11 protein-coding genes are annotated in these 11,529 nt (G+C 68.9%); 3 read left to right on the plus strand and 8 right to left on the minus strand.

All coding sequences use genetic code 11. The features are described from left to right. Positions 1 to 262 precede the first annotated feature (262 nt). The 3 genes from ACIRA5_RS53270 to thyX form a co-directional block, all read right to left on the minus strand. Positions 263 to 1,948: a ribonuclease J gene (locus ACIRA5_RS53270; protein ID WP_403705853.1), complete on the minus strand. Its 1,686-nt coding sequence runs from the start codon at positions 1,946 to 1,948 to the stop codon at positions 263 to 265. A gap of 137 nt (positions 1,949 to 2,085) precedes the next feature. Then, the gene (gene dapA / locus ACIRA5_RS53275; RefSeq protein ID WP_403705856.1) at positions 2,086 to 2,985 is read right to left on the minus strand and encodes a 4-hydroxy-tetrahydrodipicolinate synthase; all 900 of its coding nucleotides are present in this window, start codon (positions 2,983 to 2,985) and stop codon (positions 2,086 to 2,088) included. A 210-nt stretch (positions 2,986 to 3,195) separates the two neighbouring features. Next, positions 3,196 to 3,936 (minus strand): FAD-dependent thymidylate synthase, encoded by a 741-nt coding sequence (gene thyX / locus ACIRA5_RS53280; protein ID WP_067371413.1) that lies wholly within the window; start codon positions 3,934 to 3,936, stop codon positions 3,196 to 3,198. Between the two features lie 203 nt (positions 3,937 to 4,139). On the opposite strand from thyX, the gene ACIRA5_RS53285 reads away from it, so the two are divergent. Together ACIRA5_RS53285 and ACIRA5_RS53290 are read left to right on the plus strand one after the other, a co-directional pair. Continuing rightward, positions 4,140 to 4,379: a hypothetical protein gene (locus tag ACIRA5_RS53285; protein WP_352052494.1), complete on the plus strand. Its 240-nt coding sequence runs from the start codon at positions 4,140 to 4,142 to the stop codon at positions 4,377 to 4,379. Between the two features lie 122 nt (positions 4,380 to 4,501). Further along, positions 4,502 to 5,059, plus strand: coding sequence for a hypothetical protein (locus tag ACIRA5_RS53290; RefSeq protein ID WP_403705861.1), 558 nt, complete (start codon positions 4,502 to 4,504; stop codon positions 5,057 to 5,059). A gap of 169 nt (positions 5,060 to 5,228) precedes the next feature. Here ACIRA5_RS53290 and ACIRA5_RS53295 read toward each other — a convergent pair whose 3' ends face one another. From ACIRA5_RS53295 to rpsO, 5 genes are all read right to left on the minus strand, one after another. Continuing rightward, positions 5,229 to 5,684 (minus strand): hypothetical protein, encoded by a 456-nt coding sequence (locus ACIRA5_RS53295; RefSeq protein ID WP_403705864.1) that lies wholly within the window; start codon positions 5,682 to 5,684, stop codon positions 5,229 to 5,231. 32 nt (positions 5,685 to 5,716) lie between these two features. Next, positions 5,717 to 6,469: a 4-hydroxy-tetrahydrodipicolinate reductase gene (gene dapB / locus ACIRA5_RS53300; protein WP_403705867.1), complete on the minus strand. Its 753-nt coding sequence runs from the start codon at positions 6,467 to 6,469 to the stop codon at positions 5,717 to 5,719. A gap of 26 nt (positions 6,470 to 6,495) precedes the next feature. Continuing rightward, complete coding sequence (locus tag ACIRA5_RS53305) at positions 6,496 to 7,875, minus strand: M16 family metallopeptidase (protein ID WP_403705870.1); 1,380 nt, start codon at positions 7,873 to 7,875, stop codon at positions 6,496 to 6,498. After that, positions 7,872 to 10,088 (minus strand): polyribonucleotide nucleotidyltransferase, encoded by a 2,217-nt coding sequence (locus ACIRA5_RS53310; RefSeq protein WP_067371302.1) that lies wholly within the window; start codon positions 10,086 to 10,088, stop codon positions 7,872 to 7,874. Before ACIRA5_RS53310 ends, ACIRA5_RS53305 begins: the two co-directional genes overlap by 4 nt. 388 nt (positions 10,089 to 10,476) lie before the next feature. Then, positions 10,477 to 10,764, minus strand: coding sequence for a 30S ribosomal protein S15 (rpsO, locus tag ACIRA5_RS53315; RefSeq protein WP_037741887.1), 288 nt, complete (start codon positions 10,762 to 10,764; stop codon positions 10,477 to 10,479). Positions 10,765 to 11,029: 265 nt separating this feature from the next. Here rpsO and ACIRA5_RS53320 point away from each other — a divergent pair, with 265 nt between their 5' ends. Then, on the plus strand, positions 11,030 to 11,368 hold the full coding sequence (locus ACIRA5_RS53320; RefSeq protein ID WP_403705873.1) for a DUF397 domain-containing protein: 339 nt from the start codon (positions 11,030 to 11,032) through the stop codon (positions 11,366 to 11,368). The last annotated feature ends 161 nt before the right edge of the window (positions 11,369 to 11,529 follow it).

Raw genomic sequence — 11,529 nt, forward strand, 5'->3', positions numbered from 1 at the left:
CTTTGTTCTTGCGTTTCCGACTCTATCAGACCGTTTCCCGATCCGATTTCCTCGGTGCTTTCCAGGTTTCCGCTTTCGCGTTTCCCTTTCCGGCGACTCCGACTTTATCAGAGATTCTGAGTCGGAATTTCCGCCCCGCTCGGGTGGTCCCTGGCACACGGTCGTACCGGGTTCCCGTTCAGGCGGAGCCGTAAACTTACTGGAGCGGGGCGCCCCGATGCAAATCGAGGGGCCCCGCTCCGGAGTTGGCGCGTGCGAGGGGTCAGACCTCGACGACGACCGGCAGGATCATCGGGCGGCGGCGGTAGTTGTCCGAGACCCACTTGCCCAGCGTGCGGCGGATGAGTTGCTGCATCTGGTGGGGCTCGACCACGCCGTCCTGGGCCGAACGCTCCAGGACCTCCGTGACCTTCGGGATGACGTCCGCGAAGGCGGAGTCGTCGATACCCGAACCACGCGCGTGGACGTGCGGGCCGGCGGTGATCTTGCCTGTACTCGAGTCGAGCACCACGAAGACCGAGATGATGCCCTCGTCCCCGAGGATCTTGCGGTCCTTGAGCGCCGGCTCGCCCACGTCACCGACCGACAGGCCGTCGACGTACACGTAACCCGCCTGGACCTTGCCGGAGATCTTCGCCTTGCCCTCGATGAGGTCGACGACGATTCCGTCCTCGGCGATCACGATGCGGTCGTGCGGGACGCCGGTGAGGGCGCCGAGCTCGGCGTTGGCGCGCAGATGGCGCCATTCGCCGTGGACCGGCATCAGGTTCCGCGGCTTGCAGATGTTGTAGAAGTACAGCAGCTCGCCCGCGGAGGCGTGGCCGGAGACGTGCACCTTGGCGTTGCCCTTGTGGACGACGTTGGCGCCCCAGCGGGTGAGGCCGTTGATGACGCGGTAGACCGCGTTCTCGTTGCCCGGGATGAGCGACGAGGCCAGGATCACCGTGTCGCCCTGGACGATCCGGATCTGGTGGTCCCGGTTGGCCATCCTCGACAGGGCCGCCATCGGCTCGCCCTGCGAGCCCGTGCAGACGAGGACGATCTCGTGGTCCGGGAGGTCGTCGAGCGTCTTGACGTCCACCACGAGGCCCGGCGGGACCTTCAGATAGCCCAGGTCGCGTGCGATGCCCATGTTGCGGACCATCGAGCGGCCGACGAAGGCGACCCGGCGGCCGTACTCGTGGGCCGCGTCCAGGATCTGCTGGATGCGATGGACGTGACTGGCGAAGCTCGCCACGATGATCCGCTTGCGGGCGCTCGCGAAGACCGTGCGCAGTGCGTTCGAGATGTCGCGCTCGGGCGGGACGAAGCCCGGGACCTCGGCGTTCGTGGAGTCGGAGAGGAGAAGGTCGATGCCTTCTTCGCTCAGACGTGCGAACGCGTGCAGGTCGGTGAGGCGATTGTCCAGCGGGAGCTGGTCCATCTTGAAGTCGCCGGTGTGGACGACCATGCCCGCGGGGGTGCGGATGGCGACCGCGAGGGCATCCGGGATGGAGTGGTTGACCGCCACGAACTCACAGTCGAAGGGGCCGATGCGCTCGCGGTGGCCCTCCGCGACTTCGAGGGTGTACGGGCGGATGCGGTGCTCCTGGAGCTTCGCCTCGATGAGAGCGAGGGTCAGCTTGGAGCCGATCAGCGGGATGTCCGGCTTCTCGCGCAGGAGGAACGGGACAGCGCCGATGTGGTCCTCGTGGCCATGGGTGAGGACGATGCCCTCGATGTCGTCGAGGCGGTCCCTGATGGACGTGAAGTCCGGCAGGATCAGGTCGATTCCGGGCTGCTCCTCCTCGGGGAAGAGCACTCCGCAGTCGACGATCAGCAGTCGGCCGTCGTACTCGAAGACCGTCATGTTCCGGCCGATTTCGCCAAGGCCACCGAGCGGGGTGACCCGCAGGCCTCCCTTGGGGAGCTTCGGCGGCGGGCCAAGTTCAGGATGCGGATGACTCAAAAGACTCTCCTCACCACACGCGCCACGTACCTGGCAAGGCACGTGGCGCGCATGACGTTCGTGCAGTAGCAGTTGTCTGTGTGGGGTGCAGGCCCCTGGCCTGCGTTGTCGTGCATATTCAGTTGTGAAGTCCGTATTTAGAGTTCTACCCCGCCGGCAGCAAGATCGATCTTGAGCTGGGCGGTCTCCTCGGGCGACAGCTCGACCATCGGGGCGCGCAGCGGCCCGGCGGGCAGGCCCTGGAGGGCGAGCGCGGCCTTGGTCGTCATGACGCCCTGGGTGCGGAACATGCCGGTGAAGACGGGGAGCAGCTTCTGGTGGATCTCGGTGGCCTTCTGTACGTCGCCCGAGACGTACGCGTCCAGCATGGCGCGCAGCTCCGGGGTGACGACGTGGCCGACGACGGAGACGAAGCCGACCGCGCCCACGGAGAGCAGCGGCAGGTTCAGCATGTCGTCGCCGGAGTACCAGGCGAGTCCGGAGCGGGCGATGGCCCAGCTGGCTCGGCCGAGGTCTCCCTTGGCGTCCTTGTTCGCGACGATACGCGGGTGCTCGGCCAGCCGCACGAGGGTTTCGGTGCTGATCGGTACGCCGCTGCGGCCCGGGATGTCGTACAGCATCACCGGCAGCTGGGTCGCGTCGGCGATGGCCGAGAAGTGACGGTACAGGCCCTCCTGCGGGGGCTTGTTGTAGTACGGCGTCACGGTCAGCAGGCCGTGCGCGCCGGCCTTCTCGGCGGCGTGGGCGAGCTCGATGCTGTGGTGGGTGTCGTTCGTGCCGACGCCCGCGACGATGTGGGCGCGGTCGCCGACCGCCTCGAGTACGGCTCGTACGAGATCCGATTTCTCCACGTCACTGGTGGTCGGTGACTCACCGGTGGTGCCGTTGATGATCAGGCCGTCGTTGCCTGCGTCCACCAGGTGGGTGGCGAGCCGCTGTGCGCCGTCGAGGTCGAGTGCGCCGTCCGCCGTGAAGGGCGTGACCATGGCGGTGAGGACCCGCCCGAAGGGGGTCTGCGGAGTGGAGGTCGGAGCCATGGGTAACACGCTACTCGCTGCTCAAGGCGTGGTCTGCCCTCGGGAGACACGACAAAGCGTGACAAATGCGGAGCCCGGCACTGCCTGCTCGGGGGTTCAAGCAGTGCCGGGTCCGTTTGATCAGGCTAGATGAACTTCTCGAAATGCCGCAATACGGACACCTCGCTCGGTTGATCCGCACATCTGTGCCGAGCGGCGCGCGGGAGCGCGTTACGGCGCCACGCGCCCGTTGGCATTGAAGGCCGCGTAGGTGAGCGGCATGAGCTTGGCCCACTCCGCCTCCATCTTCTCGCCGACCATCTCGATCTCCCGCTGCGGGAAGGACGGGACCTTGGCGAGCTCGTGCTGGGTGCGCAGACCGAGGAAGTGCATCAGGGAGCGTGCGTTGCAGGTGGCGTACATCGAGGAGAAGAGGCCGACGGGAAGGACGGCGCGGGCCACCTCGCGGGCCACACCGGCGGCCAGCATCTCCTGGTACGCCTCGTACGCCTGTCGGTAGGAATCCTCCATCACACGGCCCGTGAGCTCCTGCTGTGCCTGGGTGCCCTCGACGAAGACGTACTTGCCGGGGCGGCCCTCCTGGACCAGCTTGCGGGACTCGTCCGGGACGTAGAAGACCGGCTCGAGCTCCCTGTATCTGCCCGACTCCTCGTTGTACGACCAGCCCACACGGTGCCGCATGAACTCGCGGAAGACGAAGATCGGGGCGCTGATGAAGAAGGTCATCGAGTTGTGCTCGAAGGGGCTGCCGTGCCGGTCCCGCATCAGGTAGTTCAACAGGCCCTTGGAGCGCTCCGGGTCCTTCTGGAGCTCGTCGAGGGACTGCTCACCGAGGGTCGAGACGCGGGCGGCGAACAGCACGTCCGAGTCGGACGCGGTGTGCTTGACCAGCTCGACGGTGACATCGCTGCGGAAACTGGGCTTGAGGTCGTCGGCGGGGGTGTCGGTCACGGTGCGCAGGGTCCTTCCCATCACATCTCTCGGGCGGCGCCCACTCTACGGCCCGCCGCTGACAACGGGGCGTTCGGTGCCGTGCCGCGACATTCGTCGGCGAACTTCAGCGAATTCGGTGATTCCGGGCACCTCTTGGGGCATTCGCTCGTCTGTATGGGTGACAGTGATCCGTTCGAGCCTCCAGAGGAGAAGCGCCCCCCATGTTCCGTCGGCGCGAGCCCGTACCGTTCGCCTTCATCGCAGAAGCCGACCAGTTCCGCAGCAATGTCGCTCCCCCACCCCGCCGACGCTCGTCGGCCGGCGAGATATTCGGTCGCTGGCTCCTGGGCCTCACCGTGGTCGCCGGGCTGGTGGGCGCGCTGATCGTCGGGATGCCGGCCCTGTCGCTCGACCAGTCGTCCGCGACGACCCAGCATTCCGAAGCCTCCGACGGCCGCTGACCCTCCCCCGCTGCCCAAAGGGCGTGAGGGCACCCCCATGGCCCCCCAAGGGTGGTGAGCCGGGACCCCGCTCGATAGCCTCACCGGGCACAGCCCATGCGTGGATTGAGTGAGGATCAGTCGTGCCCCTGCCCTTCCTGACGGCGGACCGTGACTTTGACGAGGTGGCGGACGAGCTCGCCCTGCCCTTCGACGACCGCGGCCGCTGGCGGCGCCCCTACCGGCCCGGGCCGTGGCGGGTGGCCCTCGCCGCGCTCGTGCTGCTGCTCGCCTCCTACGTGCTCGTCGCGGCCGTGCTCGTCGCGCTCACGGGGAGCCGCTCCGCCGCCCTGCTCTGCTTCGGTGGGTCCGTGCTCGTCATCCTGTGCGCGTTGCGGCTGCTGCGGATGGGCGTCTGGGTGAGTGCGCGGGGGCTGCGCCGCGTGGGCTTCCTGAACACGAGTACGGCGTCCTGGGAGCAGGTCGTCGCCGTGCGCACCGTCCAGCAGCCGGTGCGCTGGCTCGGGCTGCCGCGCACCGTGCAGGGACAGGCGCTGATCCTCGTACGCAAGGGCCGTGCGGCGGACACCCTGCCGCCGCTGCTCACCTCGCACAACTCCGACTTCCTGGCGCGCACGGAGGCCTTCGACCGGGCGGCGGACGCCGTCGAGGTGTGGGCCGACGAGTACCGGCGGGATTGAGCCCCAACGGTCGTAGCAAGGCCACGTAGTAGGGCGTCGTAGCCGGGCATCTCGTCGTAGCCGGGCATCTCGTAGCAGGGCGAAGGGGCCGGTCCGCACTCCGCGGGCCGGCCCCTTCGACGTCCTGGTCGCCGTGCCGTCGTCGCACTTCTCGTGTGCGCCGTGGCTCTCAGGCCTCGGCGGGGGGCCTGCCCTCGCGCAGGGCGATCGCCCGCTGCATCGCCTTGCGGGCGCGCGGCGTGTCGCGGGCGTCGTGGTAGGCGATCGCGAGGCGGAACCAGCTGCGCCAGTCGTCCGGGGCGTCCTCGGTCTCGGCCTTGCGCCTGGTGAAGACCTCGTCGGCCGAGTCACGGTCGATACGGCCGCCCGGGGTGCGCTTCAACTCGTCGACGGGCAGGCCGCCCTCGGCGTCGAGCTCGGCGGCGAGCCGGTTGGCCTTGCGGACGAACTGGGTGTTCTTCCACAGGAACCAGATGCCGATGACCGGCAGGATCAGCACCGCCACACCGAAGGTGACGGTGATCAGGGTGCCGTTCTCGATGAGCAGCACGCCTCGGCTGCCGACCAGGACGAAATAGACGACCAGGACGGCTGCCGTGACGGCGTAGGTGATCTTCGCACGCATGTCTGCCGGCTATCTGTTGTGCGTCCCTCGGCTCAGCCGAGGTCCAGGAAGTGTTCCAGGCCGAAGGTGAGGCCCGGGGCGGTCACCACACGGCGGACGCCGAGCAGGATGCCCGGCATGAAGCTGCTGTGGTGGAGGGAGTCGTGGCGGATGGTGAGGGTCTCGCCCTCGCCGCCGAGCAGGACCTCCTGGTGGGCGAGAAGCCCGCGCAGTCGGACCGCGTGCACCGGGACGCCGTCGACGTTCGCGCCGCGGGCGCCGTCCAGGGCGGTCGCCGTGGCGTCGGGCTGCGGGGCGCTGCCCGCGCGCTCCCGGGCCGCGGCGATGAGCTGGGCGGTGCGCGTGGCGGTGCCGCTGGGGGCGTCCACCTTGTTCGGGTGGTGCAGCTCGACGACCTCGACGGACTCGAAGTACGGCGCGGCGACCTCGGCGAACTTCATGGTCAGTACGGCCCCGATGGAGAAGTTGGGCGCGATGAGCACGCCCGTCTCCGGGGAGGCGGCCAGCGAGGTGTTGAGCTGCGCGAGGCGCTCGTCGGTCCAGCCGGTCGTGCCGACCACGGCGTGGATGCCGTGCCGGACGCAGAAGTCGAGGTTGCTCATCACCGAGTCCGGGGTCGTCAGTTCGACCACGACCTGGGTGCCGGTGGCGACCAGCGCTTCCAGCTCGTCGCCGCGGCTCAGCGCGGCCACCAGCTCCAGGTCCTCGGCGGCCCCGACGGCTCGTACCGCCTCGGCCCCGATCCGGCCCTTGGCACCGAGGACCGCCACGCGCAGCTTGCTCATTGCTTCGTTCCTTACCGAGACGGGAATTACGCGACCGCGTCGTGCAGACGGGAGGCCTGCTTGTCCTTGAGCGGGCCGATGACCGACAGCGAGGGCCGCTGTCCCAGGATGTCGCGGGCGACCGAACGGACCTCGTCCGGGGTGACCGACGCTATCCGGACCAGCATGTCGTCGACGGACATCTGCTCGCCCCAGCACAGCTCGCTCTTGCCGATACGGTTCATCAGCGCGCCGGTGTCCTCCAGGCCGAGGACGGTGGAGCCCTGGAGCTGACCGATGGCGCGGCCGATCTCGTCGTCCGAGAGGCCGTGCTCGGCGACGTGGTCGAGCTCGTCGCGGCAGATCTTGAGCACGTCGTGGACCTGGCTCGGCCGGCAGCCCGCGTACACGCCGAAGAGGCCGCAGTCGGCGAAGCCCGAGGTGTACGAGTACACGCTGTAGGCCAGGCCGCGCTTCTCGCGGACCTCCTGGAAGAGGCGGGAGGACATGCCACCGCCCAGGGCGGTGTTCAGGACGCCCAGGGCCCAGCGGCGCTCGTCGGTGCGGGCGAGGCCCGGCATGCCGAGGACGACATGGGCCTGCTCGGTCTTGCGGCCGAGGAGCTCGACGCGGCCCGCGGTGCGGACGGCGCGGCGGCCGTCGCGCGGGGCGATCGGCTCGACGGCGCTCTCCTTGAGGGCGCCGGCCTTCTCGAAGGCGGCGCGGACCTGGCGTACGACCTTGTTGTGGTCGACGTTGCCCGCGCAGGCGACCACGAGGTGCGTCGGGTCGTAGTGCTTCTTGTAGAAGCGGCGGATGCGGTCGGCGCTGAGGGCGTTGACCGTGTCGACCGTGCCGAGGACCGGGCGGCCGAGGGGGGTGTCACCGAGCATGGTGTGCGCGAACAGGTCGTGCACGCAGTCGCCCGGGTCGTCCTCGGTCATCGCGATCTCTTCGAGGATCACGCCGCGCTCGGCGTCCACGTCGCCCTGCTCGATCAGCGAGCCGGTGAGCATGTCGCACACGACGTCGATGGCGAGCGGGAGGTCGGTGTCGAGCACACGCGCGTAGTAGCACGTGTACTCCTTGGCCGTGAACGCGTTCATCTCGCCGCCGACCGCGTCGATGGCGGAGGAGATGTCCAGGGCGCTGCGCCGGGAGGTGCCCTTGAAGAGCAGGTGCTCCAGGTAGTGCGTGGCGCCGTTCAGGGTCGGCGTCTCATCGCGGGAGCCGACGTGCGCCCAGATCCCGAAGGTGGCCGAGCGTACGGAGGGGAGGGTTTCGGTGACGACGCGCAGGCCGCCGGGGAGGGTGGTCTTACGGACCGTACCGATGCCGTTCTCGCCCTTGATGAGGGTTTGGGTACGGGCGACGGCCCGCGCCTCCGAAGAGGTGCGGGCCGTCGCCGTGGAGCTACGAGACGTCACTGGTCGGTGTCGTCCTTCTTGTCGTCGTCGCCTTCGCCCTCGATCACGGGGATCAGGGAGAGCTTGCCGCGGGAGTCGATCTCGGCGATCTCGACCTGGACCTTCTGGCCCACACCGAGGACGTCCTCGACGTTCTCCACGCGCTTGCCGCCGGCGAGCTTGCGGATCTGCGAGATGTGCAGCAGACCGTCCTTGCCCGGGAGCAGCGACACGAACGCGCCGAAGGTCGTCGTCTTCACGACGGTCCCCAGGTAGCGCTCGCCGACCTCCGGCATGGTCGGGTTGGCGATGCCGTTGATCGTGGCGCGGGCGGCCTCGGCGGCCGGGCCGTCGGCGGCACCGATGTAGATGGTGCCGTCGTCCTCGATCGTGATCTCGGCGCCGGTGTCCTCCTGGATCTGGTTGATCATCTTGCCCTTGGGGCCGATGACCTCACCGATCTTGTCCACGGGGATCTTGACGGTGATGATCCGCGGGGCGTTCGGGGACATCTCGTCCGGCGTGTCGATCGCTTCCATCATCACGTCGAGGATGTGGAGGCGGGCGTCGCGGGCCTGCTTGAGGGCCGCGGCCAGGACGGAGGCCGGGATGCCGTCCAGCTTGGTGTCGAGCTGGAGGGCGGTCACGAACTCCTTGGTGCCGGCGACCTTGAAGTCCATGTCGCCGAAGGCGTCCTCCGCACCGAGGATGTCGGTGAGGGCGACGTAGTGCGTCTGGCCGTCGATCTCCTGGGAGATCAGACCCATGGCGATGCCGGCGACGGGGGCCTTCAGGGGCACACCGGCGTTCAGCAGCGACATGGTGGAGGCGCAGACCGAGCCCATGGAGGTCGAGCCGTTGGAGCCGAGGGCCTCGGACACCTGACGGATCGCGTAGGGGAACTCCTCGCGGGTCGGCAGGACCGGCACGAGCGCGCGCTCGGCGAGGGCGCCGTGGCCGATCTCGCGGCGCTTCGGGGAGCCCACGCGGCCCGTCTCACCGACGGAGTACGGCGGGAAGTTGTAGTTGTGCATGTAGCGCTTGCGGGTCACCGGGGAGAGGGTGTCCAGCTGCTGCTCCATGCGGAGCATGTTGAGGGTGGTGACGCCCAGGATCTGGGTCTCGCCACGCTCGAACAGCGCCGAGCCGTGCACGCGCGGGATGGCCTCGACCTCGGCGGCGAGCGTACGGATGTCCGTGACGCCGCGGCCGTCGATGCGGACCTTGTCCTTGATGACACGCTCGCGGACCAGCTTCTTGGTCAGCGCGCGGTACGCGGCGGAGATCTCCTTCTCGCGACCCTCGAACTGCGGGAGCAGCTTCTCGGCGGCGATCTCCTTGACGCGGTCCAGCTCGGCCTCGCGGTCCTGCTTGCCGGCGATGGTGAGCGCCTGGGCGAGCTCGCTCTTGACCGCGGCGGTCAGGGCCTCGAGGACGTCGTCCTCGTAGTCGAGGAAGATCGGGAACTCGGCGGTCGGCTTGGCGGCCTTCGCGGCGAGGTCCGACTGCGCCTTGCACAGGACCTTGATGAAGGGCTTCGCGGCGTCGAGGCCGGAAGCGACGACCTCCTCGGTCGGCGCCTCGGCGCCGCCCTTGACCAGCTGGATGGTCTTCTCGGTGGCCTCGGCCTCGACCATCATGATCGCGACGTCGCCGTCCTCCAGGACGCGACCGGCGACGACCATGTCGAAGACGGCGTCCTCGAGCTCGGTGTGCGTCGGGAACGCGACCCACTGGCCGTTGATCAGCGCGACGCGGACGCCGCCGACCGGGCCGGAGAAGGGCAGACCGGCCAGCTGCGTGGACGCGGAGGCGGCGTTGATCGCCACGACGTCGTACAGGTGGTCGGGGTTGAGGGCCATGATCGTGGCGACGACCTGGATCTCGTTGCGCAGGCCCTTCTTGAAGGACGGGCGCAGCGGGCGGTCGATCAGACGACAGGTGAGGACGGCGTCCTCGGAGGGACGACCCTCGCGGCGGAAGAAGCTGCCGGGGATCTTGCCTGCGGCGTACATCCGCTCCTCGACGTCCACCGTGAGGGGGAAGAAGTCGAGGTTGTCCTTGGGCTTCTTGGAAGCACTGGTGGCCGACAGCACCATGGTGTCGTCGTCCAGGTACGCCACGGCGGAGCCGGCGGCCTGCTTGGCCAGGCGGCCCGTCTCGAAGCGGATGGTGCGGGTGCCGAAGGAACCGTTGTCGATAACGGCCTCGGCGTAGTGGGTCTCGTTCTCCACTAGCGTTTTCTCCTCGTCTTCGTCCCGTCCTGCCCGTGTGGCAGGGGGACGGTGGCGGAGAGGCGCTCCGTCTGGTGCGGGCCGGTCTTCGATCGAAGCACCCGGGATCTCATTCCCCCGGGGGCCACTACCGAGGACCGGCGGCGGTGCGGTGCGCGTCTCCTCGTTCGTTGACGTGACGGTCCCTACCCGGCGGGTACGGAGCCATCACGCTGTGTCGTACGTGCTGTGTCCTGCGTATTGCGTTGTGCTACCACACTACAAAGCGTCGGTGACACTCCGCACGTACAGAGACGTACGGCAGTGCGTACGGCAATGCTCACGGCAGCGGCACGTACAGCAAAAGGAGCGGCTCCCAAGAGGTGGGAACCGCTCCCTTCACGGCGTCTTACTTGGCGCCCGCCGCACCGCGGCGGATGCCCAGGCGGTCGACCAGCGCACGGAAGCGCTGGATGTCCTTCTTGGCCAGGTACTGCAGCAGCCGGCGGCGCTGACCGACCAGGATCAGCAGACCACGACGGGAGTGGTGGTCGTGCTTGTGGGTCTTGAGGTGCTCGGTCAGGTCCGAGATGCGGCGCGAGAGCATGGCGACCTGGACCTCGGGGGAGCCGGTGTCGCCCTCCTTCTGACCGAACTCGCTGATGATCTGCTTCTTCGTAGCGGCGTCGAGCGACACGCGTACTCCTCGTAGTCTCTGAGTAGCCACCGAGTGCCCCTGGTCCACATCTCAGGGGAGCTTCCGTTACTCGGGAGGCGGGGATCCGCTGGGCGCGGCCTCCAGAGCGATGGGCTCCGGGGGTGCGTACACAAACGGCCGTCACACAGCGTACCAGCCTGGCCGGATGCGTCTGTCCGGGTCTCCGAACCTTCCTGGTGACGCGGGCCTGGCCACTAGGGTGACCGCACAGGTCATTCGTACGTGGGGAAGGGGCCGCTTGAACATGGCCGAGGCAGCGGACGCAGCGGGCGTAGCGGACAAGGACATCGCGGCGGAGACGGACGCCGACGTCAAGGCGCGCAAGGAGCGGGAGAAGGACGAGCTCTACGCCCTGGACATCTCCGACGTCGAATGGCACAGCGCGCCCGGCACGGAGGAACACGAGGAGCGGGTCGAGATCGCGTACCTGCCCGAGGGCGCGGTGGCCATGCGCTCCTCCCTCGACCCGGACACGGTCCTGCGGTACACGGAGGCGGAGTGGCGGGCCTTTGTGCTGGGGGCGCGGGACGGGGAGTTCGATCTGGAGCCGGCGCCGCACAACGGGGGGCTGGCGGCAGGGTAGGCGACGTACTGAGGGACAGAGACGGGGGGGGGGGGGGGGGGGGGGGGGGCCCCCCCCCCCCCCGCGCGGGGGGGGGGGGGGCGGGGGGGGGGGGCGGGCGCGCCCCCCCCCCCCCCCCCCCCCCCCGGCCCCCCCCCCAAGGGGGGGGCAAGACACACACT

Origin of the sequence: Streptomyces sp. NPDC096311 (assembly GCF_044763085.1) — a bacterium.
Lineage (GTDB): Bacteria > Actinomycetota > Actinomycetes > Streptomycetales > Streptomycetaceae > Streptomyces.

Excerpts from the sequence above, each read along its gene's own strand:
- ACIRA5_RS53320 (WP_403705873.1), top strand. The coding sequence starts at position 11,030 with ATGGCCGAGGCAGCGGACGCAGCGGGCGTAGCGGACAAGGACATCGCG.
- dapA (WP_403705856.1), bottom strand. The coding sequence starts at position 2,985 with ATGGCTCCGACCTCCACTCCGCAGACCCCCTTCGGGCGGGTCCTCACC.
- dapB (WP_403705867.1), bottom strand. The coding sequence starts at position 6,469 with ATGAGCAAGCTGCGCGTGGCGGTCCTCGGTGCCAAGGGCCGGATCGGG.
- ACIRA5_RS53295 (WP_403705864.1), bottom strand. The coding sequence starts at position 5,684 with ATGCGTGCGAAGATCACCTACGCCGTCACGGCAGCCGTCCTGGTCGTC.
- ACIRA5_RS53285 (WP_352052494.1), top strand. The coding sequence starts at position 4,140 with ATGTTCCGTCGGCGCGAGCCCGTACCGTTCGCCTTCATCGCAGAAGCC.